Raw genomic sequence first — 22,273 nt, forward strand, 5'->3', positions numbered from 1 at the left:
GTTGAGGAGAACCAGCGTGAGAGCGACCCAGGACCTCTACGAACTCGGCGACGCCCCCGAGATCGGTACCGCCCCGACGAAGATGTACGCCTCGCTCATCCGCCGTGAGCGCTATGGACAGCCCGTCGACGCCTTCCGCACCGAAGTGGTCGACGTCCCGCCCGTCGGGCGCGGACAGGTCCTGGTGAAGGTGATGGCGGCCGGCATCAACTACAACAACGTCTGGGCGGCGCTCGGTTCACCGCTCGACGTGATCGCCGCCCGGCAGAAGGCCGGCGCCACCGAGGACTTCCACATCGGCGGCTCCGACCTGTCCGGGATCGTGTGGGCGGTCGGCGAGGACGTGCGCGGCGTGAAGCTCGGCGACGAGGTCGTCGTCCTCGCCAACCGCTGGGACGAGAAGGCCGAGGACATCCGCCTCGGCGGCGACCCCACCTGGTCCACCAGCCAGCGGGTGTGGGGCTACGAGGAGAACTACGGGTCCTTCGCCCAGTTCGCGGTCGTCGACGATTACATGCTCCACCCCAAGCCCGCCCGGCTGTCCTGGGCGGAGGCCTCCTGCTACATGGCGACCGCGGCCACCGCCTACCGCCAGCTCTTCGGCTGGCCGCCGCACACGGTGCGCCCCGGCGACCCCGTGCTCGTCTGGGGCGGTGCCGGCGGTCTCGGCTGCATCGCCATCCAGCTCGTGCGGCACGTCGGCGGCATCCCCGTCGCGGTCGTCTCCAGCGAGGAGCGCGGCGAGTTCTGCCTGAAGCTGGGCGCCGAGGGCTGGATCGACCGGCGCCGGTTCGACCACTGGGGGCGGCTGCCGGACACCTCCGACGACGAGGCCATGGGCCGCTGGCTGTCCGGGGCCCGCGCCTTCGGGCGGGCCTTCTGGGACGTGCTCGGCGAGCGCCGCAGCCCGCGCGTCGTGCTGGAGCACTCCGGCGCCGACACGATCCCGACGTCCCTGTACCTGTGCGACAACGGCGGCATGGTCGTCCTGTGCGGCGGCACCACCGGCTACAACGGCGACGTCGACCTGCGCTTCCTGTGGATGCGGCAGAAGCGCCTGCAGGGCTCGCACGTGGCCACCGCCCGCGAGGCCCGCGAGGTCACCCGGCTGATCGACCAGGGAATCATCGATCCGTGCCTGTCTCAGACCTTCGATTTCGACGAGATCGGCCTCGCACACCAGTTGATCCACGACAACCGCCATCCGGCGGGCAACATGGCCGCCAGGGTCGGCGACCGCGGGTGATTCACGCCCGGCCAGAGGGGTACCTGCGGCGGGGTACGACGCACACGCACCTCCCGGAGGTACCCCATGGGCAAGCTGGGCGACCTGATGAACAAGGCCAAGCAGAGGGCCAAGGGTCACCCCGACCAGGCCGACAAGGGCGTCTCGGGCGCCGAGCGCATGGTCGACGAGCGGACGGGCGACAAGTACGACGCGAAGACCGACAAGGCGGCCGACGCCGTGCGCCGTTCCTACCGGGACGGCGGCACCCCGGAACGCTGATACGCCCCCTCCTCCCGCCCTCGGCGCGCCGCGCCGGGGGCGGGACGTGTCCGCTCAGGCCCGGCCGGCGACCCAGCTGAACACCCCCGCGCCGATCCGCACCACCCGCACCCGCACGGCCCGGCCGGGATCGGCGCGCAGGCGGACACACAGGCCGCCCCCGCAGGGCGACGCCAGCAGATCCCGCAGGCTCCCCGCCGCTCCGGCCACGGCGAGGGCCTTCCACGCGGCCTCCTTGGCGGAGAACAGCTCCGACACCGACCATCCGGCGCCGCCCTCGGACGTCACCTCCTCCACCCGCACCCGCACGCCCTCACCATCGGCCGGAACGCCCTCGGCGGCGGGCAGCACGTCCCCGCCGCCGACCGGCGCGTTGCCGGCACGCGGCAGCGCACTCCCGTGGTCGACGGGAGCGTTCCCGACGACGAGCGGCGTGCTGTGGTCAGCGGCGGGACCTTCCTCGGTGACGGACAGCAGGCTCCCGCCGTCGGACGGTGCGTTCCTGGCAACGAGGAGCGTGCTGTGGGCATGGGGCGGCCCGCCCTGGGCAAGGGGCAGCGCGCCCCCGTCGTCGGCCCGAGCGTCTTCGTCCGCGAGCAGCGTCTCCTCGTCCGCGCGCAGGACCAGGCGGGCCGCCGCCCGGGGGAGGGGGCGCAGCTCCAGGTCGCAGCCGAGCGGCAGGTCCCGGCCCGGGGCGCGGGCCACCGCGACGGCGATGCCGGCACTGTGCGAGATCGACGCGGCCCGGCCCGGCGGGAACACCGGCAGCCGTCCCGCACGCGGGATCTCGCCGCACTCCAGCCCCACCGCGCGCAGGGCACGGCGGGCGGCCCGCCGGCCCGCCAGGAACTCCCGTCGGCGCCCCGGCGGCATCGCCGCCGCGGCGGCCGCCTCGGCGGGCCCGGCAGGCCGCGGCCACGGCTCCCGGACGGACGCGACACCCAGCCCCAGCCCGGCGGCGCCCAGCACCGGCGCCAGGGCCGCGAGGGAGCGTCCCACCGCCTCGGCGGGCTCCCGACCGGCGCGGGCCGGCCACGACGTCTTTGTCGTGGCCGGCCCGGTCTGCACGGGGCGCCCGGTCATCACCGTCCACCGCCCCACGCGCTCACGCCCGCAGCAGCTTCTTGACGATCTTCCCGGCGGGGTTGCGCGGCACCTGCTCGATGAACTCCACCCGCCGCGGGCGCTTGTACGGCGCGAGCAGGCCCGCGACGTGCGCCAGCAGCGCCGTCGCGTCCGCCCGCGCGCCGGGTTCCAGCGCGACGTACGCCAGCGGCACCTCGCCGTAGTCCGCGTCGGGCATCCCGACGACCGCCGCGTCCCGGACCTCGGGGTGGGTCATCAGGGCACGTTCGATCTCCGAGGGGTAGACGTTCTGGCCCGCGCGGAGGATCAGGTCCTTCGTGCGGTCCACCAGGCTGATGCGGCCCTCCTCGTCCATGAAGCCGAGGTCACCCGTCCTGATCCAGCCGTCGAGGGTGATCTCGCGCGTGGCCTCCGGGTCGTTCCAGTAGCCCTGCATGACGCCCGGTCCGCGCACCACGATCTCCCCGATCTCGCCCGGCGGCAGCTCCCGGCCGCCGGCGTCCACCGCGCGGGCGGACATCCCCGGCACGACCCGCCCGCACGGGATCCGCGCGGTGACGTCCCCGGGGGCGGGATGCTCCTCGGGGCCGAGCGTGACGAACGGGCCGCCCACCTCGGTCATCCCGTACACCTGCCGGAAACCGCAGCCGAGCCGCTCGACCGCGTCCGCGTAGACGTCCAGCGGCATCGGGGCGGCCCCGTAGAGCACCTCCCGCAGGGACGACAGGTCGGTGTGCCGGGACGCCTTCGCCTGGAGCATGAAGCGCAGCATCTGCGGCACCAGCCACATGTGCGTGGCCCGGTGCCGCTCCACCGCGGACAGCGCCCGCTGCGGGGTGAAGCCGGGCATCAGCACGACCGTCGCCCCGGCCGCCAGGTAGGTCAGGGACACGACCATGCTGCCGTGGTACAGCGGGCAGCAGTTGACCATGACCATGTCGTCGGTGGGGCCGGCCATCACCAGCCAGCCCAGGGCGATGGCCCGGAAGGACGCGCTGTCGACGGTGACGCCCTTGGCCTGCCCGGTGGTCGCCGAGGTGTGCAGCACGGCGATCGGGTCGGTGTCGGCCACGTCCGGCAGGTCCCGTGCCGCGCTCAGGGTGCCCAGCGCCGCGAACTCGGGCTTGTCGAAGGCCAGCCGGATCCGCACCGACGACGGCAGCCCGGCGTGCCGGTCCAGCAGCTCGGACTCGCCGAGGACCGCCACCGCGCCGACGCGCTCGACGATCCCGGCGACCTCGGACTCGGTCAGGCTGTGGTTCAGCGGCACGAACAGCGCGCCGAGCCGGGCCAGCGCGAAGTAGCTCTCCAGGACCTCGATGCGGTCCTTGGAGAGCACGGCGACCCGGTCACCCCGCTCAATGCCCGACTCGGCCAGGCCGAGCGCCAGTTCCCGGGTGCGGTCGTGCAACTCGCCCCAGGTGACGCTGCGCTCCTCGTCGACGAGGGCGGTACGGCCGGGCCGGCACTGGCGGTTGCGCTCCAGCAGCTGCGTCAGCCACATCACGCACCGCCGCTCGCGCCCGCGACCGCACGCTCGGCCACGAAACGCTCGTAGTCGCCGATCGTGCGCAGCTCCTCCATGTCCTCGGCGGTGATCTCGACGCCGAGCCGCTGCTCGACCAGGAGGACGAGGCGCACCAGGTCCCCGGAGTCGATGCCGCTGGCGGCCAGGTCGACGTCGTCGCCGACCTGGCCGGCGTACTCGGCCGTACCGGTGAGTTCGACCAGCAACTCCCTGATGGTGCTCATGGTTTCCCCTTTCGCCTCGGCGTGCCGGCCGCCGCGCGGTGTACGACTGTCACCCTTCAAGAGGGGGCACCGCCCGCTCCCACTCCCCGCGCCGGCCCGTGAGCTTTGTCACGCGCCCGAACCGAGCACGCCGGGGATAGCCGGGCCGCGCGCCCGGCCTCTTACCGCAACGAAGCCACCCGCTTCACCGCAACGAAGCCACCCGCTCCGACCGGCCCCGCGCGGGCGGTCCCCAGCCGAAGGAGTGATGCGCGTGCCCAGGCAGCCGGTACGGGTCCGGACCCCGCGGCGGCGCCCGCAGCACGGCACCGCCACGGCGGTCGCCGCACACCCGGGCGGTGCCCGGTGACCGCCGCCGCCACCGCTGCCGCGGACGAGGGCGAGCTGCTCGCCCACTTCGACGCGCTCGTCGCCGGCGGCGCGACGATCGAACCGCGCGACTGGATGCCCGACGGATACCGCCGCATGCTGGTCCGCCAGATCGCCCAGCACGCCCACTCCGAGATCATCGGCATGCAGCCGGAGGGCGCGTGGCTCACCCGCGCCCCCTCCCTGCACCGCAAGTCGGTCCTCCTCGCCAAGGTCCAGGACGAAGCCGGCCACGGCCTGTACCTGTACTCCGCCGCCGAGACGCTGGGCGTGGACCGCGCCGACCTGCTCGACGCCCTGCACCACGGCCGGCAGCGCGCCTCCGCCACGTTCAACCACCCCGCGCTGACCTGGGCGGACACCGGGGCCATCGCCTGGCTGACGGACGGCGCCGCCGTCATCAACCAGGCGCCCCTGTGCCGCACCTCCTACGGGCCGTACGCCCGGGCGATGCGCCGCGTCTGCCAGGAGGAGGCCTTCCACGTGCGGCAGGGCTACGACCTGATGCGCGCCCTGTGCGAGGGCACCCCGGAGCAGCGGGAGATGGCCCAGGACGCGGTGAACCGCTGGTGGCTGCCGGCCGTGGCGCTGATGTTCGGGCCGCCCGACACCGAGGCGGGCGGCGCCGACGCGCGCACCGCCGCTCTGGGCGCCGCCGTGTCCCGCCGCGCGATCGCCTGGGGTATCAAGCGGCACACCAACGACGAGCTGCGCCAGCGTTTCGTCGACACCTGCGTGCCGCAGGCCGAACGCCTCGGCCTGACGCTGCCCGACCCGGCCATCCGCTGGAACGAGGAGCGCGGCCACTACGACTTCACGCCGGTCGACTGGGACACCTACCGGGCCGCGCTGGGCGACGACACCCACTGGGCGCGGCAGCGGATCGCGCACCGCCGTGCCGCGCACGAGGACGGTGCCTGGGTCCGCCGGGCCGCCGCCGCGTACGCCGCCCGGAACGACGCGCCGACGGGAGGGGACGCATGAGCGGGAACCCGGAGGGCGCGCCGGCGTCCTGGGAGGTCTTCCTGCGGGCCCGGCGGGGCCTGGCCCACCAGCACGTGGGGTCGGTGCGCGCCGCCGGTCCGGACGCGGCGCTGGCCGCCGCCCGCGACCTGTACACCCGCCGGGGCGAGCCCCTGTCGCTGTGGGTGGTGCGCTCCGACGCCGTCCACGCCGCATCCCCGGACGAACGCGACCCGTACTTCGCGGGCGCCCGTGACAAGCCGTACCGCTACCCCGAGCACTTCGCACCGCTGACCGAGAAAGGCCCCGAAGGTGAGCACCACGCGTGACGTCCCGGCGGTGCGCCCGGGCGCCCTGCCGGGCGAAGGGCCCGGCTCCGACCTGGCCCGGTACCTGCTGCGCCTCGGCGACGACGCCCTGGTCCTCGGGCAGCGCCTGTGCCAGTGGATCACCCGCGCGCCGACCGTCGACGAGGACCTGGCCCTGTCCAACATCGCCCTCGACCTGATCGGCCACGCCCGCGCCCTGTTCACCCGGGCCGGCCACCTCGACGGGACCGGCCGCACCGAGGACGACCTCGCCTACACCCGCTCGGCACGCGAGTTCACCAACACCCTGCTCACCGAACTCCCCAACGGGGACTTCGCGGTGACGGTGGCCCGGCAGCTCGCCTACACGCATTACGCCGTCCTGTACTACGAGGCGCTCGCGCACTGCCCCGACCCGGAACTCGCCGGGTTCGGCGCGCGCGCCGCCAAGGAGGTCGCCTTCCACCGGCTGCACGCGGACCGCTGGACGGTGACGCTCGGGCGGGGCACCGAGGAGAGCGCCCGCCGCATGCGGCACGGCCTGGAGCGGGTGTGGCCCTACACCGGCGAACTCTTCGAGGAGGACGAGGTTCTACGCCGCCTGGCCGCGTCCGGTGCGGTGCCCTCCCCGGCGCCGCTGCGCGAGACATGGCTGGAACGCGTCACCGGCGTCCTCACGGAAGCGGGCCTCGCCGTGCCCGCCCCCACCTGGTCGGCCACCGGCGGCCGCTCGGGCCTGCACACCGAGGAGTTCGGGCCGCTCATCGCCGAACTGCAGTCGGTGCGGCGGCAGTTCCCCGGAGGCACCTGGTGAGCGCGAGCGCGGCCGACACCCCCCGCAGGACCGCGCGGGAGGTACGTGAGCGGGTGGCGGCACTCCCGGACCCGGAGCTGCCCGTGATCGGCCTGGGCGACCTCGGCGTGGTCGGCACCGTCGCCCCGGCCGCCGACGGCGTACTCGAGGTGGAGATCACCCCCACCTACCTGGGCTGCCCGGCGCTGCCCGAGATCACCGCGGCCGTACGGGACGTGCTGGCCGCCTGCGGCCACCCCGACGGGCGCGTCCGGCAGGTCCTCACCCCGCCCTGGACGACCGACCGCATCACCCCGGAGGGGCGGCGCAAGCTCGCCGCGCACGGCATCGCCCCGCCCTTGTCCCCGGCCCCCGACCGCCCGGTCACCGTCGCACTGGGCGCGGTGCCCTGCCCGCACTGCGGCTCACGCGCCACCCGCCCGCACAGCCCGTTCGGGCCCTCCCGCTGCCAGTCGGTGCTGTGGTGCACGGCGTGCCGCGAGCCCTTCCCCTACCTGACCGCACTGTGAGGCGCACGTGAACACCGCCGCACCCACCGCGCCCGGTTCCTCCCCGCGCACCCGCTGGCACCGGCTCCGCGTCACCGACGTGCGCCGCCCGACCGCCGACACGGTGGCCGTCACCCTGGACGTCCCCGCCGCCCTGCGCGCGGTCTTCGCCCACCGCCCCGGCCGGCACGTCGTCGTGAGGCACCGCGCCGGCGACGCCGAACTCCGCCGCAGCTACTCGCTCTGCCCGCCCCCGTACGCCCCCGAGACCCTCCGCCTGGTGATCGGGCGGGGCCACCCGGACGGCTTCGGCGCCCACGCCGCCACCCGCCTCGCACCCGGCGACCACCTCGAACTCTCCCGGCCCACCGGCTCCTTCGCCCTGCCGGACCTGCCCGGCGCCCACCACGTCCTCCTCGCGGGCGGCACCGGCATCACCCCGCTGGCCCCGATGGCCACGCACGCGCTGCGCCGGGACCCGGCCTGCCGGGTCACCCTCGTCCACTCGGTGCGCACCTCCGCCGACGCCCTGCTGGCCGACGAACTGGCGCTGGTGAAGGACGAGTTCGTCGACCGCCTCGCCGTGCTGCACGTGCTGACCCGGGAAGACCGGGGGAGTGGGGGCGGGCCGCTCGCGGGGCGGCTCGACGCCGGCGCGCTGCGCCGCCTGCTGGCGGCCGTGGACGCCCGCCCCGGCCGGAACACCGCCTACGCCCTGTGCGGACCGCCCGGCCTCGTCGGCACCGCCCGGCAGGTCCTCGCCGAGGAGGGCGCCGACCCCTCACGCGTGCGCTGGGAGCTGTTCACGCCCGGCGGGACCCCGCGGCAGGCCCCGGAGGGGCCCGCACCCTCCACATCCGCAGCGGAGGCCGCACCGGCCCTGCCGTCCGCCCCGGCCGGACCGGCACCCGGGGCCACACCCGCAGCGGAGGCCGCACCGGCACCGGGGACCGCGCCTGCGGTGGAGGCCGCACCGGCACCGGAGACCGCGCGCGCGATGGAGACCCCACCGGCCCGGGTCACCGCCCTGCTCGACGGGCGCCGCCGGACCGCCACCGTCCTGCCCCGGGACCCGGTCCTCCTTGACGCCCTGCTGCGCGCCCACCCCGACGTGCCCTACGCCTGCCGCGAAGGCGTGTGCGGCAGTTGCCGCGCCAAGGTCCTGTCCGGGCGGGTGACGGCGGACGGCCAGCACGCCCTGGACGAGCGGGACCGCGCCGCCGGATACACCCTGGTCTGCCGCGCCCGCCCGGCCACCCCCGACCTCACCCTCGACTTCGACGCCTGACCCGCACACCACGCCCCCCCAGCGAAGGAGACAACGATGACCGTCACCGCCCGGCACGAGGGAAAGACCGCCCTGGTCACCGGCGGCAGCCGGGGCATCGGCAGAGCCGTCAGCCGCCGCCTCGCCCGCGAGGGCGCCCTGGTGGCCGTCCACTACGGCCACGACCGGACGGCCGCCGAACGCACCGTCAAGGAGATCGAGGCCGACGGCGGGCGCGCCTTCCCCGTGCACGCCGAACTCGGCGTCCCCGGCGACGCCGACACCCTGTGGTCCGCCTTCGACCGCGCCCTGGCGGAGCAGGACGCCCCGCCGGGCCTGGACATCCTGGTCAACAACGCGGGCATCACCCTGCCGCGACCGTTCGCCCAGGTCACCGAGGCCGACTACGACCGGGTCTTCGCGATCAACACCAAAGCGCCGTTCTTCGTCATCCAGCGCGGCCTGGAGCGCCTGCGGGACGGCGGCAGGATCGTCAACATCTCCTCCGTCGCGACCCGCGTCGCCTTCCCGCCGATCGCCACCTACACCATGACCAAGGCCGCCCTCGACTACCTCACCCTCTCCCTGGCCCAGGAACTCGGCCCCCGGGGCATCACCGTCAACGCCGTCGCGCCCGGCTACACCGAGACGGAGATCAACCCCACCCTCGCCGTCCCGGAGATCCGCCGCCGCTACTGCGAGGCCTCGGTCTTCGGCCGGCTCGGCGACCCGGCGGACATCGCCGACGTCGTCTCCTTCGTCGCCAGCGACGACGCCCGCTGGGTGACCGGACAGTGGATCGACGCCTCCGGCGGCGCCCACCTCGGTGTGTGACCCCTCCGCACCCCTAGGAGAAGCGATGAACGACCGCACGTCCGCTCTCGACGAGCCGGTGACGGACGACGCCCTGACCCGGCCCTTCGCGGGCGCCAGCCCCTACGACACCTATGTGCACGCGTCCGTCCTCAACTCGCTGCAGCAGCCGCTCACCGAGGCCCCGGACGAGATGGGGTTCCTCGTCACCACCCAGGTGATGGAGCTGTGGTTCAGCCTGATCGTGCACGAGTGGCGCACGGCCCGCGTGGCCTTCGCCAAGGACGACCTGCCCGCGGCCGTGGACGCCCTGACGCGCAGCCGCCGCGCGCTGACCGCCCTTACCGCCTCCTGGGCGCCCATCGCCGCGCTCACACCGGCCCAGTTCAACGGATTCCGCGCCGCGTTCGGGCAGGCCTCGGGCTTCCAGTCGGCGATGTACCGCCACCTGGAGTTCCTCCTCGGCGACAAGTCCGCCGGGCTGCTGCGGGCCCACCGCGGCGACCCGGCCGTCCACGAGGCGCTCGCCGAGACCTACCGCGAACCGTCCCTGTACGACGAGGTCCTGGGGTACCTGCACCGGCAGGGCCTGCCCGTCCCGCGCCACGTCCGCGAACGGGACGTCACCAGCCCCTACACCGGCGACCCCGGGGTCGTCGAGACCTGGCGGCACGTCTACGCCGGACCGCGGCACCACCCCCACCTGGCGCTCGGCGAACTGCTCACCGACATCGCCGAACTCGTCACCCGCTGGCGCTTCGACCACGTTCTGGTGGTGCGCCGCGCCATGGGCGCCAAGCCGGGCAGCGCCGGCTCCGCCGGACTGGCCTGGCTGGAACAGCGGGCGGCCCGCCCGGTCTTCCCCGACCTGTGGGAGGTGCGCGGTGACCTCTAGAGTCATCTCCGCCTTCGCCGCCGAGGAGGAGCAGCGGGTCCTGAGCCTGAAACCGGTCCTCGCCCCGGTGCGCGGCCGCTACGGCGACCACCCCCACCACTCCTACGACGCCTGGCCCTGCGGCGACCCCGGCGCCCCGCTGGTAATCCTGCTGCACGGTGGCTACTGGCGCTACGACCGGATGCACCTGACGCCCTTCGCGGCCTGGCTCTCCCGGCAGGGCTTCGACGTCCTGCTGCCCGGCTTCCGCCGCTCCGGCGGCGCCGGCGGCTACCCCGAGACCTTCGACGACGTCGCCCGCATCGTCGACACCCTGCCCGAGGGGCGGCCCTACGTCCTGGCGGGCCACTGCTCCGGTGGTCACCTGGCCCTGTGGTGCGCCGCCCGGGGACTGCTGCCGGCCGGCTCGCGCTGGCACACCCGCACCCTGCCGACGAGCGTGCTCGCCCTGGCCCCGATCACCGACCTCTCCGCCACCCGCCGCGACCGCCTCAGCAACGACGCGGCCCTGCAACTCCTCGGCGGTGAGGAGCACTTCGGCGAGCGCCTGCCCGAGGTCGACCCCCTCACCCTGCTGCGGGAGGCCGGCACCACCGGTGTGCCCACGGTGCTGCTGCACGGCGCCGCCGACGAGGAGGTCCCGCTCGGCCAGTTCAGCGACTACGCGGCCGCGCACCGGGACGTCAGGACGGTCGTCCTGCCCGGCACCGGCCACTACACCCTCATCGAACCGGGAGCACCCGGCGCCCGCGCGGTCGCCGACACCCTCCGGGACATGGCGGCCGCCTTCACCCCGGGGGACTCCGCCCGCGCGGACGAGGAGGCCGCACCCTGATGACCACCGCACTGTCCGCACCGGCCGGCCTGCGCGAGAAGGCCGCACGGCTCGACGCCGACGACCCCCTGGCATCCCTGCGCACCCGTTTCCTGCTGCCGCCGGGCGTCGTCTACCTCGACGGCAACTCCCTCGGCCCGCTGCCCGCCGCCGTGCCCGCGGCCCTCGACGACGTGGTGCGGCGCCAGTGGGGCACCGGGCTCATCGGCTCGTGGAACGCCAACGGCTGGTGGGAGGCGCCCCTGCGGGTGGGGGACGCCGTCGGTGCGCTCATCGGCGCCGCGCCCGGCCAGACGGTCGCCGGGGACTCCACCAGCGTGCAGCTGTTCACCGCCCTCGACGCCGCCGCCGCGCTCCGCCCGGACCGCCCGCTGCTGGTCACCGACCCCGGGCACTTCCCCACCGACCGCTACCTGGCCGACGCGGTCGCCCGCCGCCGGGACCTGCGGGTGCGGCGCGTGCCGCCGGCGGACCTGCCGGACTTCCTCGCCGCCGAGGGCCACCGCGTCGCCGTCGTCAGCTACTCGCCCGTCGACTTCCGCACCGGCAAGCTGTACGACATGGCGGCACTGACCCGGGCCACCCACGACGCGGGCGCCCTCGCCCTGTGGGACCTGTGCCACGCGGCCGGCGCCCTGCCCCTGAACGTCGACGACCTCGGCGTGGACCTGGCCGTCGGCTGCGGCTACAAGTTCCTCTCCGGCGGCCCCGGCGCCCCCGCCTTCCTGTACGTGGCACGTCGTCACCACGCCGCGCTGGAGACGCCGCTGCCCGGCTGGACCGGACATGCCGACCCGTTCGCCCTGGCCCGGGAGTACACCCCCGCCCCCGGCATCGCCCGCGCCCGCATCGGCACGCCGCCGATCCTGTCCCTGCTGGCCCTCGAGGCGGCCCTCACCGCCTTCGACGGCGTCGACCTGGCCCAGGTACGCGCCAAGAGCCTGTCCCTGACCGGGTTCTTCCTGGCTTGCGCCAACGACCTCCTGGCGCCCCTCGGCTTCACCTCGCTCACCCCGGCCGACCCCGCCCGCCGCGGCAGCCAGGTCACCCTGCGCCACCCCCACGCCCGCGGACTGGTCGCCGCCCTCGCCGAACGCGGCGTCATCGCCGACATGCGCGCGCCCGACCTGCTGCGCTTCGGCGTCAACGCCCTCTACACCGGCCACCGGGACCTGCTCGGCGCCGCACTCCACCTGCGCGACCTGGTCCGGCACGCCGCCTACGACCCGGCCCCGCCGACCGCGGGGCCGGTGACCTGAGAGGGTGCGGCGGAAGCGCACAGCACGGCGGTGAAGGCCGGGAACCGCGGTGCCGGGGACCACGTGCACCGCGGCCTGGTCCGCCGGCCCGCCGGGCCGTTTCCAAGGCCAACAGATCCACCCGGCGCTCTTGAAGAAGCCGGTGCCGTCGAGGATGAGGACTCCGTCTGCCTCGCCGAGCTTGTCGGCGACGGATGTCTGCAGGTCGTCGCGGACGTCGTCGGCGTTCCAGGTGGCTCCGTTCAGTACAATGCCTTTGACCAGGCCAAATAGCGCAACGCTGCTGGTGTACTAGCGGCTGACCGCAGTGGGAGTCAGCGGCAAGGCGCGATCGAGCACTGGGACGATCGCCCGGCCGGACCCAGCACAGGCACCGGCCAGAACAGCGCCGGGACGAAGGCGCGGGACGATTGCCACAGCGCCCAGCGGAACCAGAAGCTGTGGATCATCAAGAGCGGCAAGCTTGCAAGGAGCAATCAGTGACCCTTTTCGTCAGGCGGGCCGGTGCCCTGATCCTCGTTCTGGAGGCCTGCTACCTGCTCCTCATGGAGTTGGCCCTTGCGGTGTTCGTGGTGGACACCTCTGAGATCGACCACACGGACGCGGCGGGGTACGGCGGCCTCGGCGGCGTCCTCTTCCACGCCGCCGAAGGGCTGACGGTCCTGCTGCTGCTCTGGGGAGCGGCCGCGCTCGGGCTCGCCTCCTTCGCGGACAAGGGCCCCTCGTGGGCGCGCGCCGCTGGATTCGGCCTCGTGACCGTCACGCAGGTCCTCGGCGTCTGGGCGGCGACGTCCAACGCGCTGGTGCAGGACGCCGGACCGGACGTGCTGGTCAACGCGGTGATGGTGCTGTTCGCCCTCACCGCCGGCGTCGCCTGCGCCCTGGGGCTCCGCGGCGCGGTGCGGAAGGCGCCGCTCGCGGCCTGAGCGGTCCCCTTCCCCACGGAAGGCCGGGGCCCGGTTCGGAAGAACCGGGCCCCGGCCTTCTTCGTGTCGGAGGGGCCGCCGGAGCACGGCGCGGCCGGCCCGTCCCACACGGCACACCTCCGAAGGTGAAGGCGCCGGGGCCGGGTTGGTGCCGGACCAGCTTCCGGTGAAGCCGACGCGCCAACGGCGCGGCCTGCCCTGACAGCAGCCGGACGCCTGACGTTCGACACCGCCGAGCAAGTGATGGGCCAGGTCTGGACTCAGCGCCATGACGGCATCCCTGACGGGCCGGGGCCTGGCCGCGGTCGGCCTGGCGGCCGGGGGACGTGGGGACCGAGCGGCAGGCCGAGCTGTTCATGGGGGAGGGCCGGCACCCGGAGCGCCGACCGGATCGAGCGCGAGCTCTTGGCGCAGGGCAGGAGCCCGGCCAGCGCCCGGCGTGCGACCGTGCTGGGCGAGCCCATCGAGCCCATCGAGTCCATCGAGTCCATCGAGCACAACCGCTCACCCGAGACCGACAAGGCCAAGGAGCGCATTCCCTGGCTCGGCATGCACCTGGTGTCCGGCTCTCGCCGACGGCCCACATGGCGTGGGCGCCGGCTGACTACGGGACCCGCCTGGTGCTGGAGCTGTGCCAGACCGGGGGTGCCGGGGCAGTATCCGGCTTCCCGTGCGGTGCGTCGTTCGGTGCCTCGTCCGGGTCTTTGCCCGTCCCTGCAGCAGGCGGCGGATCCGCGAGGACGAACTGCGGCCGGGCGGACGCTCAGCTGGACATCTTGGTGCGTTCACCGCCCGGGATTCTGCCCCACCGGCCCACGACGGCTGCCGCCGCGCCCGTCCCGCTGCCCGATCTTGGCAAGGCGCCGTCCTGTTCAGCGGGCGCCGGCGTCGTACCGCTGGCGCCACTTGTCGATCAGGGCCGCCATCTCGCGTTGCATGAAGCTGTAGAAGTCCTGCATCTCGTCGAGTCTGCGGCCGGCGACGCTGTCGTGCCCTGCGGCCTTGATGCCTTCGGCTGCGGCGTTCCACATGCTGTCGAGCAGGGCGTTCTGGTTGCCCATCAGGGTCGCCCACGCGTGTTCGCGGAAGCGGTAGTGGTCGCGGCGGCTGCCGGGGGCCGGTACACGCTCGACCATGCCGGTCGGGATGAGCTGGTTCACGGCGCCGGAGACCGCGCCGCTGCTGATCTTCAGTTCCTCGCAGAGGTCGGCGGCGGTCATCGTTTCTTGTTGGGTGAACAGCAGCGCGGTCATCACCCGGGCAGTGGTCCTCTGCATGCCGCTCTGGGCGAGCGTCAGCGCGAGCCGTTCCGCGTACTCACGCAGCTGAGTGTCCCTCTCGTCCATCAATGCCCTCCATCTTGACGAGTTCTTATCATACCGAGCACCCTGATAACTCAAAGCGTTTACAGATCTCTGAATGTTCGATACGTTGCGCACCATGGAGAACGTGATCGAGCTCAGGGAGCTCACCAAGACCTACGGTGCGCGCCGCGGCCTGGTCGACCTCACCCTCGACGTGCGCCAGGGCGAAGTGTTCGGCTACCTCGGCCCGAACGGGGCCGGCAAGTCCACCACCATTCGGCTGCTGGTCGACCTCATCCGGCCCACGTCGGGCCGGGCGACGGTTCTCGGGCTGCGCCCGCTGGAGGACGGGGTGGAACTGCGCCGCCGGATCGGCTACCTGGCGGGTGACTTCGTGTGCGACGGCCGTCAGAACGTCCGCAGCTATCTGCGTTTCCTGGCCGCGCTGCGCGGTGGTGTGCCCGAGGCGCGCATCGACGAGCTCGCCGAGCGGCTCGGCCTCGACCAGACCACCAGGATCAAGAAGCTCTCCAAGGGCAACCGGCAGAAGGTCGGCCTCGTCCAGGCCTTCATGCATGAACCCGAGCTGCTCGTGCTCGATGAGCCCAGCTCCGGACTCGACCCGCTGGTGCAGCAGACGTTCCTCGACATGGTGGCCGAGGCCCGGGACGCCGGCCAGACCGTGTTCATGTCCAGCCACATCATGAGCGAGGTCGAGGCGGTCGCCGACCGCGTCGGCATCATCCGCGACGGCCGTCTCGCCGCCCTCGACACCGTGGCCAACCTGCGTACCGGCGCCGTGCGCGACATCGAGGTCACCTTTGAGACGCCGGTGCCGTCAGGGACGTTCGCGAGCCTGCCCGGCGCAGACCGGCTCAGTCTCGACGCGGCGGGCACCACGCTGACCGGTCAGATCTCCGGCAGCCCGGACGCGCTGATCAAGGTGCTCGCACAGCACACCGTCACCAGCCTGCGCGCCACCGAACCGGCCCTTGAGGAACTGTTCCACAGCTACTACGCGGGTGCCCAGGATGCACCCCGCACCGAGACGGCATCCGCAGCCTGACGGCGTCGCCGTCGCCGCTCGAGAACCGTACCGAAAGGACAAAGGACTACCGATGAGCGCCGCTATCCTCACCAAGTACCTCTCCGACAGCCGACGGAGCCTGACCGGCTGGGCGGTCGGGACGGCGGTGGTCGGCATGGTGTACGCCAGCACGTACCCGTCGCAGCGCGAGAACACAGCGAACCTGCCCGAAGCCCTGCGCGAGGGTCTGAACATCGACCAGACCGCAGCGGGCTACCTGCACGCCAGCGTGTTCGGCGTCATCCTCCCGCTGCTCGCCATGATCTACGGCGTGACCGCGGGCACCCGTGCCGTGGTCACCGAGGAGGAGTCCGGCCAGCTCGACCTGATCCTCGCCCACCCCATCACGCGCACCCAGCTCACGGTCCAGCGCTTCGGCGCCCTGATCGCCGGCGCGCTCGGCATCGCGACGCTGGTGTGGCTCGGCCTGCTGGCCATCCGCAACGGCTCCGAGCTGACGAGCATCACCCCGCTGGAGTTCCTCGCCCAGTGCTTCCACCTGGCCCTGCTGGCGGTCCTCTTCGGCGCGCTCGCCATCGGCCTGGGCGCGGCCGTCGGCCGCAAGGCGGTCGTCCTGGTGGCGAGTGCCGTGATCGGCGTGGTGTCCTACACCCTGCACACCTTCGCCGGCCAGCTCGGCGCCGACTGGCTCGCGTACGTCTCGCCGTTCCACTACTACATCGGCGGTGAACCGCTGCGGCACGGCTTCCAGTGGATGGACGTGCTGGTGCTCGTGGCGGCCTCGGGGCTGCTGTTCGGCCTCGGCGTGTGGCGTTTCAACCGGCGGGACATCAACAGCTGAGCTCCCCTCGGGGGAAGCCGGCCGAAGGCTCTGGGGTGGGTGCTGGGGGATACCCCAGTGTGCGTCCCGGGGCCTCCTCGCAAGGCTGCATCGACCGACCCGCCCGCCAGGGAAAAGGTGATGGGATGTCCACGACAGGCATCGAGATCCCGCCGCAGCCCAACGTGAACGATCCGGCGATCTACGACTGGTACCGCATGATGCGCGACGAGCATCCCGTGCACCGGGACCCCGCCACCGGCTGGTGGGTGGTGTACAGGTACGCCGACGCCCGGCACGTCCTGACGAACCCGGGGATCTACTCGTCCGAAATGCATCGCATGGGCTTCCCCGAGTCCGGACTGGAAAGCTTGCCGCAGATGGACCCGCCGCGGCACACCCGAGTGCGCCAGATACTCAGCACGGCGTTCACTCCCGCATCGATCGCGGCTTACGAGCCATCGATCGTGCGGCTGACCCACGAGATCGTGGACGAGATCGCCGACCGCGGTCAGGTGGACCTCGTGGCAGATCTCGCCTACACGGTACCCATCGCCGTAATCCTGGAGATTCTCGGCCTGCCCGCCGAGGACCGCGTCCTCTTCTACGACTGGGCCCGCAAGGTCATGAACGTGACCCCGGAGGAAATGGCGCAGGAGGGATATCTCGAGGCGCTCGGCGAACTCCAGCAGGAGGCCATTTCGTATCTGAGGGAACGGGTACGGGAACGGAAGAACAAGAACACCGACGACATGCTCACCCGGCTCGCCAACGCCGAACTCGACGGCGACCGGCTGACCGAGGACGAAACGGTCAACTTCGCGAATGTGATGTTCGCCGGCGGTCATATCAGCACCACGATGACCATCGCCAACTCGATCGACCTCCTGGACCTGAATCCGGGCGCCCAGGCCGAACTGCGTGAGAACCGCGACCTGATTCCGCAGGCGGTCGAGGAAGTGCTGCGGCACCGGCCCCCGATCACCACCGGCCTGCGGGCATCGACCCGGGAGGTGGAGTTGGCCGGGGTCGTCATCCCGGAGAACCAGCACGTCGCAGCCAGCTTCTGCTCGGCGAACCGCGACGAGCGGCAGTTCCCCGACCCCGAGGCCTTCGACATCCACCGGCGCAGCGAGGGCCGGCACTTCGGCTTCGGCTTCGGCACGCACCACTGCATCGGAAACGCCCTGGGCCGACTGGAGACCAGGCTGGTCCTGAACGTCCTGTTCGACCGGTTCAAGGAGATAACGGTCGACCGGGACGGCGACCTCGCCTGGGCGATCCCCCCGCAAATGGTGGGCTTCGACAAGCTGCCCGTATCCCTGCGTCCCGCCTGACCCGGTCAGTGGGGATCACGCCACCCCTTGTCGGCCAGGGCAAGGGGTGGCTCGGTCATTTCCCGGCCTCCTCGGCCATAGGGGAGGGCCAATCTTGACGCTTCTTTAACGCTGCTCCATGTAGCACACACGGTGGCGACACGTGTTAGCTTTTGAACCAATTCGGATCGGCACGACGTCATACGGGCGGGGGAACGTGTCACGACCACCAAGGACATAACAGAAAAACCACACGCCAAAAGGTGCATAGTTTGCTATGCGCCTGCTCTGTCATGGAATCTTCCCGATCTTTTCGACTTTCCATCAAGGGGTGTGGCAATGCAGGAATTCCTGCTTCTGGAACGGGATCGCGAAATGGAGCTCATACGGGCGGGAGTGCGGCAGGCGCGCGGCGGTGACGGCGCGCTTGTCCTCTTCGAGGGAGCCCGCGGAGCCGGCAAGACGCGACTTCTCGCGGCGGCGCGGCAGGAGGCGGAGAAGGAAGGATTACAGGTGCTCCACGCGCGGGCGGGCGCGCTGGAGCGGAGATTCGTCTGGGTCGTCGTCCGCCAACTTTTCGAACACTGCCTCAGCGCCTCGGACCGCACGGACCGCGGCGACCTGCTCGCCGGTCCCGCGGCTCTCGCCGGCAGTATTTTCGACTACGCCGACCCCGGGGACATCAGCACACCGCCCCAGGAGGACGGCGGGCTGTACCGAGTCCTGCACGGTCTCTACTGGCTCTGCAAAAACCTTTCTGCATCGGCTCCCCTGATGCTGCTCATCGATGACGCCCACTACGCCGACACCGCCTCGCTCCGCTTCGTCGACTATCTCGTCAACCGGCTGGAGGGCAGCGGCGTCCTGCTGGTGCTCGCCAACGCCCCCGACGTACCCGGCGAAGCCCAGGAACTGCTTCTGTCCGCCAGCCGCTCACCGCTCGCCGGGCACGCCGCGCTGGAACCCCTGGGCAGGGACGCGGTATCCCAAGCGATCACCGTACGGCTCGGAGACGCTCCACACGACGACGTGACCGAAGCCTGCCTCGTCGCCAGCCACGGCAACCCCTCCCACCTGACGGAACTGCTCGATGAGATGCGCCGACGGGGCATCACCCCCGGACAGTCGGCCGCCGAGGAGGTGTTCAGCCTGGCGCCCGCCCGCATCGCCAAGGAGGTGACCAGCCGCCTCCGGCAACTGCCGCCGGCCGCACGTGCCCTCGCCGAAGCAGTGGCCGTCCTCGGCGACGACGCGGACCCCCGCCACTGCGCGGCCGCGGCCGCACTGGACAACGGCGTCGCCCTCGACGCCGCCAACGCCCTGCGCGAAGCCGACCTGCTCAACCCCGGAGTGCCCTACACCTTCCGGCGCCCCGTCGTACGGCAGGTCGTGTACGCCCAGATGTCGTCGGACGCGCGCAGCCGCGCCCACCGGCGCTCCGCCCACTCGCTGCACACAGCCGACGTCGACCTCACCACGGTGGCGGAACACCTGTGCCGTACCGAACCCGGCTGCGACACCTGGACCGTCCGGACCCTGCGTGCCGCCGCCGTCGAGGCCATGCGCCGGGCGTCGCCGGTGGACGCCACCAGGTACCTGCGCCAGGCACTGGCAGACTCCAGCACCGAGCACGACCCGTACATCCTGGGGCAGCTGGGGTCGGCCGAACTACGCGCCCGGCAGTCCTCGGCGATCGAACACCTCCGCGAAGCCCTGCGCCGCACCGACGAGCCGGCCTTCCGCAGAAGGATCCGACTCGAACTGGGCCTGGCACTGACCGCGTCGGGCCGCTACGACGAGGCACTCACCCTACTGGTGGAGCCGGGCGCCGCACCGCCGGACGTGACCGAGCCCGCCGAGCAGGCGGTGCGCACGACGGCCGCGGTGGTGGCCCGCATCGCCCCCGGCCGAGGCACGCTGATCCCGCCCCGCCTGCCGTCCGCCACCGCCGCCCCGAGAGCGCACGCGGCCATCGAGGCACTGTCACGGGGACGTCCGGCCCACCGCGTGGCCAGACTGGCCGCCGCCGCGATCACTGACGGAGCGGCACCGCACGGTGAGGACACGGAACTGACCGACGCCGCGGTCGCCGCCTGGACCCTCGCCCAATGCGACGAGGCGGAGACGGCGGAAAGGGTGCTGCGCGAGACCGCGCGCAAGGCGTCCGACGCGGGGCAGATGCTCGCCGCGGCCACCACCACGAGCCTGCTCGGCGGAATACTCCTCGACACCGGCCGGCTCTCCGAGGCCGAAGCCGACGCACGGCGCCTGCTGCAACAACAGGAGTGCTGTTCCCTGACGCTCGCCTGCGTGCCGCTGGCGGCCGCCGTACTCACCCACTGCCTCATCGAGACGGACCAGCTCCAGGAGGCCGAGGACACGCTGCGCCGCATCGGACTGACCGGACCCCTGCCGCCGTCGGCCCTGTCCGTCCCGCTGAGAATCGCGCGCGTACGGCTCAGCATCCGGCAGGACCGTTTCGAGGACGGGCTGCGGGAACTCACCGAATGCCGCGACCAGGCAGGACAGGAGGGATGGCTGTACCCGTCCGCGTCCTCCGAGTACCTGCCTGAAGCGGCGCGGGCCCTGGCGATCACGACCGGGCCGCGGGCGGCCCGCAAACTCGCCGCCGACATCACCGAACGCGCAAGGGCCTTCGGCGCCGTTCGCCCGCTGGCAGCCGCGCTGCGCACGCACGGCGAGATCGTCGGAGGAGACGAGGGGCTGGAGATGCTGGAGAGCGCCGACCGGCTCCTGGCCCCCACGCCCTACCTGCTCGAACGGGCGCGCGTCCGCGTCGCGCTCGGCGCCGCCCTGCGCCGCCAGGGCCAGCGGGGTGCGGCACGCAGCCGTCTGACGGCCGGACTGGACATGGCCCAGGGCATCGGCGCCTCCGTACTGGAGACCACGGCGCGGGCCGAGCTGCGCCTGGCAGGGGTCCGCCAGGTCAGAAGTGGTCTGCAGCAAAGAGCGCCGCTGACACCCGCCGAGGAGAGAGTCGCACACAGAGCCGCGGCCGGGCTCAGCAACCGGGAGATCTCCCAGGCCTTGTTCGTCACCGTCAAGACGGTGGAATGGCACCTCAGCCAGACCTACGCCAAGCTGGGCATCACCAAACGGGCCGAACTGTCCCAGGCGTTGGCCACCGGGCCGGCGGCACACGGCGAAACCGTCCGCCGCTCCGCGTAGGCCCCCGCCGCGTCTTCGGCGTACCCGCGGCCCCGGTCCCCCCCGGCCCACCTGTACTGGGGTCGCTGCTGGGGGAATTCCGGGGGCGGGCCGGGGTCCCGGTCGACAAGTCTTGGCCGCCGGTCCCGCCGGGCGCGATAGTTCTCGACCCCACGCCGGGACCGGCCACATGCCTAACCGAAGGGCGGGACACGTGACCAGCACGACGGAGAAGACCTACGCCACCCTGACCGAGGCCGAGCGGTCGTTCGTGGACGAGGTAGCGCGGCACTACCACGAGGCGCACGGCGTGACCTGGGAGAAGGGCCGGGTCATGGCGTGGATGATCATCAGTGACCCGATCGAGCAGACGCTGGACCAGATCTGCGCTGCGGTGGACGTCGACCCCGACAGCATCGAGCAGCTCATCGAGCAGCTGACGCTGGCCGGTCTGTACCGGCGCATCGAGTCTCCCGGCGAGGAGACCCGCTACCGGCTCGTCGACGACGGCTACCCCAAGGCCGTCGCCGACACCTTCGCGAGCTGGCCCGAGTACCACCGGATCTTCCGCTTCGGCCTCGAGGTCCTCGCCGATGCCGACGAAGACCGCCGTCGGCGGATAGCCGAGATCGAGGAGCTGTTCGGCCACATCGTCGGCGACCTCGCCGACATGTCCAAGCGCTGGGAGGAGCACCGCCGCACCGCTGCCGCCTGACCGACCGCCGCCCGCACGCACCGCGAGGAGAGCTCACCATGACCGAGCAGACCGCCCCCACCACCCTCTCCGAGGGTGAGCAGGCATTCGTGGAGAAGGTCGCCCAGTACTACTTCGAGAACGACGGAATGCCGCACGACCGCGGCCGCGTCGTCGGCTGGATGATGATCTGCGACCCGCAGGAGCAGACCGCCGCCGACATCGAAAAGGCCCTCGGTGTGCCGCGCGCCGCGATCGACCGCATCGTGGACCAGCTGACCCCGGAGAACGACCCCGTCAGCGTCTTCGAGCGCACCGGATCGCTTCAGGAGAACTACACCATCCGGCTGCGCGAGAACAGTTGGGGCCCCAAGGTCCGGGGCATCTTCTCGGAGTTCCCCGACTTCCACCGCGTCGCCGCCAACGGGCTGACCGGCCTCAGGGCCGAGAACGCCTCCGAGGAGCGCCTGCTGCGGCTGGCCAACATGGAGCGGTTCCTGGGCTTCGTCAGCGCCGAGATGCCCGCCATCCTCGAGCGCTACGAGCAGAGAAGGGCCGGCGCCGGCCGGTGACCGCGGCACCCGCCCCGACCGGCGGGTGCCCGATGAGGCCAGGACCCCGGACCCCGGGGTCGCACGCCA

22 protein-coding genes and 2 pseudogenes are annotated in these 22,273 nt (G+C 72.6%); 19 read left to right on the forward strand and 5 right to left on the reverse strand.

Features of this window, described 5'->3' with window-relative positions:
- Window positions 1-16: 16 nt before the first annotated feature.
- Window positions 17-1,246, forward strand: coding sequence for a crotonyl-CoA carboxylase/reductase (gene ccrA, locus AC07DA_RS22605; RefSeq protein ID WP_479129967.1), 1,230 nt, complete (start codon window positions 17-19; stop codon window positions 1,244-1,246).
- A gap of 66 nt (window positions 1,247-1,312) precedes the next feature.
- Window positions 1,313-1,507, forward strand: coding sequence for an antitoxin (locus tag AC07DA_RS22610; RefSeq protein ID WP_479129968.1), 195 nt, complete (start codon window positions 1,313-1,315; stop codon window positions 1,505-1,507).
- A gap of 54 nt (window positions 1,508-1,561) precedes the next feature.
- Here the strand turns inward: AC07DA_RS22610 and AC07DA_RS22615 are convergent, their stop codons facing one another.
- From AC07DA_RS22615 to AC07DA_RS22625, 3 genes are all read right to left on the reverse strand, one after another.
- Entirely contained in the window at window positions 1,562-2,506 is a 945-nt protein-coding gene (locus AC07DA_RS22615) for a 4'-phosphopantetheinyl transferase (RefSeq protein WP_479129969.1), read from the reverse strand.
- Window positions 2,507-2,612: 106 nt separating this feature from the next.
- Window positions 2,613-4,097, reverse strand: a complete 1,485-nt coding sequence (locus AC07DA_RS22620) for a class I adenylate-forming enzyme family protein (RefSeq protein ID WP_479129970.1) — start codon at window positions 4,095-4,097, stop codon at window positions 2,613-2,615.
- Window positions 4,097-4,345 carry an acyl carrier protein gene (locus tag AC07DA_RS22625; RefSeq protein WP_383326134.1) on the reverse strand — a complete coding sequence of 83 codons (249 nt, stop codon included), beginning with the start codon at window positions 4,343-4,345 and terminating at the stop codon, window positions 4,097-4,099. The genes AC07DA_RS22620 and AC07DA_RS22625 overlap by 1 nt, the downstream gene beginning before the upstream one ends.
- Window positions 4,346-4,690: 345 nt before the next feature.
- Between AC07DA_RS22625 and paaA the strand changes: the two genes are divergently transcribed.
- The 9 genes from paaA to AC07DA_RS22670 are packed head-to-tail and all read left to right on the forward strand — an operon-like array spanning window position 4,691 to window position 12,356.
- Complete coding sequence (gene paaA, locus AC07DA_RS22630) at window positions 4,691-5,698, forward strand: 1,2-phenylacetyl-CoA epoxidase subunit PaaA (protein ID WP_479129971.1); 1,008 nt, start codon at window positions 4,691-4,693, stop codon at window positions 5,696-5,698.
- On the forward strand, window positions 5,695-6,006 hold the full coding sequence (gene paaB, locus AC07DA_RS22635) for a 1,2-phenylacetyl-CoA epoxidase subunit PaaB (RefSeq protein WP_479129972.1): 312 nt from the start codon (window positions 5,695-5,697) through the stop codon (window positions 6,004-6,006). The genes paaA and paaB overlap by 4 nt, the downstream gene beginning before the upstream one ends.
- A gap of 10 nt (window positions 6,007-6,016) precedes the next feature.
- Window positions 6,017-6,799: a 1,2-phenylacetyl-CoA epoxidase subunit PaaC gene (paaC, locus tag AC07DA_RS22640; protein ID WP_479130035.1), complete on the forward strand. Its 783-nt coding sequence runs from the start codon at window positions 6,017-6,019 to the stop codon at window positions 6,797-6,799.
- Window positions 6,796-7,308, forward strand: a complete 513-nt coding sequence (paaD, locus tag AC07DA_RS22645; RefSeq protein WP_479129973.1) for a 1,2-phenylacetyl-CoA epoxidase subunit PaaD — start codon at window positions 6,796-6,798, stop codon at window positions 7,306-7,308. Before paaC ends, paaD begins: the two co-directional genes overlap by 4 nt.
- Window positions 7,309-7,315: 7 nt before the next feature.
- The gene (locus AC07DA_RS22650; protein ID WP_479129974.1) at window positions 7,316-8,575 is read left to right on the forward strand and encodes a 2Fe-2S iron-sulfur cluster-binding protein; all 1,260 of its coding nucleotides are present in this window, start codon (window positions 7,316-7,318) and stop codon (window positions 8,573-8,575) included.
- A 36-nt stretch (window positions 8,576-8,611) separates the two neighbouring features.
- Window positions 8,612-9,388 (forward strand): SDR family oxidoreductase, encoded by a 777-nt coding sequence (locus AC07DA_RS22655; protein WP_479129975.1) that lies wholly within the window; start codon window positions 8,612-8,614, stop codon window positions 9,386-9,388.
- A 25-nt stretch (window positions 9,389-9,413) separates the two neighbouring features.
- The gene (locus AC07DA_RS22660) at window positions 9,414-10,262 is read left to right on the forward strand and encodes a tryptophan 2,3-dioxygenase (protein WP_479129976.1); all 849 of its coding nucleotides are present in this window, start codon (window positions 9,414-9,416) and stop codon (window positions 10,260-10,262) included.
- Entirely contained in the window at window positions 10,252-11,097 is an 846-nt protein-coding gene (locus AC07DA_RS22665) for an alpha/beta hydrolase family protein (protein ID WP_479129977.1), read from the forward strand. The genes AC07DA_RS22660 and AC07DA_RS22665 overlap by 11 nt, the downstream gene beginning before the upstream one ends.
- A complete protein-coding gene (locus AC07DA_RS22670; RefSeq protein WP_479129978.1) occupies window positions 11,097-12,356 on the forward strand; it encodes a kynureninase in 1,260 nt (419 codons plus the stop codon). The genes AC07DA_RS22665 and AC07DA_RS22670 overlap by 1 nt, the downstream gene beginning before the upstream one ends.
- Before the next feature lie 129 nt (window positions 12,357-12,485).
- Here AC07DA_RS22670 and AC07DA_RS22675 read toward each other — a convergent pair.
- A pseudogene (locus AC07DA_RS22675) lies at window positions 12,486-12,605 on the reverse strand (IS701 family transposase); the annotation flags it as partial.
- A 230-nt stretch (window positions 12,606-12,835) separates the two neighbouring features.
- Here AC07DA_RS22675 and AC07DA_RS22680 point away from each other — a divergent pair.
- Together AC07DA_RS22680 and AC07DA_RS22685 are read left to right on the forward strand one after the other, a co-directional pair.
- A complete protein-coding gene (locus AC07DA_RS22680) occupies window positions 12,836-13,282 on the forward strand; it encodes a hypothetical protein (protein WP_479129979.1) in 447 nt (148 codons plus the stop codon).
- A 286-nt stretch (window positions 13,283-13,568) separates the two neighbouring features.
- Window positions 13,569-13,920: pseudogene (locus AC07DA_RS22685) on the forward strand (MobF family relaxase); the annotation flags it as partial.
- Window positions 13,921-14,154: 234 nt separating this feature from the next.
- On the opposite strand, the gene AC07DA_RS22690 reads toward AC07DA_RS22685, so the two are convergent.
- Window positions 14,155-14,628: a GbsR/MarR family transcriptional regulator gene (locus tag AC07DA_RS22690; protein WP_479129980.1), complete on the reverse strand. Its 474-nt coding sequence runs from the start codon at window positions 14,626-14,628 to the stop codon at window positions 14,155-14,157.
- A 73-nt stretch (window positions 14,629-14,701) separates the two neighbouring features.
- Here AC07DA_RS22690 and AC07DA_RS22695 point away from each other — a divergent pair, with 73 nt between their 5' ends.
- The 6 genes from AC07DA_RS22695 (at window position 14,702) to AC07DA_RS22720 (ending at window position 22,204) form a co-directional block, all read left to right on the forward strand.
- Window positions 14,702-15,652 carry an ABC transporter ATP-binding protein gene (locus AC07DA_RS22695; protein WP_479129981.1) on the forward strand — a complete coding sequence of 317 codons (951 nt, stop codon included), beginning with the start codon at window positions 14,702-14,704 and terminating at the stop codon, window positions 15,650-15,652.
- Between the two features lie 52 nt (window positions 15,653-15,704).
- Window positions 15,705-16,475 (forward strand): ABC transporter permease subunit, encoded by a 771-nt coding sequence (locus AC07DA_RS22700; RefSeq protein WP_479129982.1) that lies wholly within the window; start codon window positions 15,705-15,707, stop codon window positions 16,473-16,475.
- A gap of 164 nt (window positions 16,476-16,639) precedes the next feature.
- Complete coding sequence (locus tag AC07DA_RS22705) at window positions 16,640-17,791, forward strand: cytochrome P450 (RefSeq protein ID WP_479129983.1); 1,152 nt, start codon at window positions 16,640-16,642, stop codon at window positions 17,789-17,791.
- Between the two features lie 318 nt (window positions 17,792-18,109).
- Window positions 18,110-20,959, forward strand: coding sequence for an ATP-binding protein (locus tag AC07DA_RS22710; protein WP_479129984.1), 2,850 nt, complete (start codon window positions 18,110-18,112; stop codon window positions 20,957-20,959).
- A 193-nt stretch (window positions 20,960-21,152) separates the two neighbouring features.
- Window positions 21,153-21,653 carry a hypothetical protein gene (locus AC07DA_RS22715; RefSeq protein WP_479129985.1) on the forward strand — a complete coding sequence of 167 codons (501 nt, stop codon included), beginning with the start codon at window positions 21,153-21,155 and terminating at the stop codon, window positions 21,651-21,653.
- A 38-nt stretch (window positions 21,654-21,691) separates the two neighbouring features.
- Window positions 21,692-22,204: a hypothetical protein gene (locus AC07DA_RS22720; protein WP_479129986.1), complete on the forward strand. Its 513-nt coding sequence runs from the start codon at window positions 21,692-21,694 to the stop codon at window positions 22,202-22,204.
- Window positions 22,205-22,273: the final 69 nt, after the last annotated feature.

Source organism: Streptomyces sp. NPDC044921, from assembly GCF_056432865.1.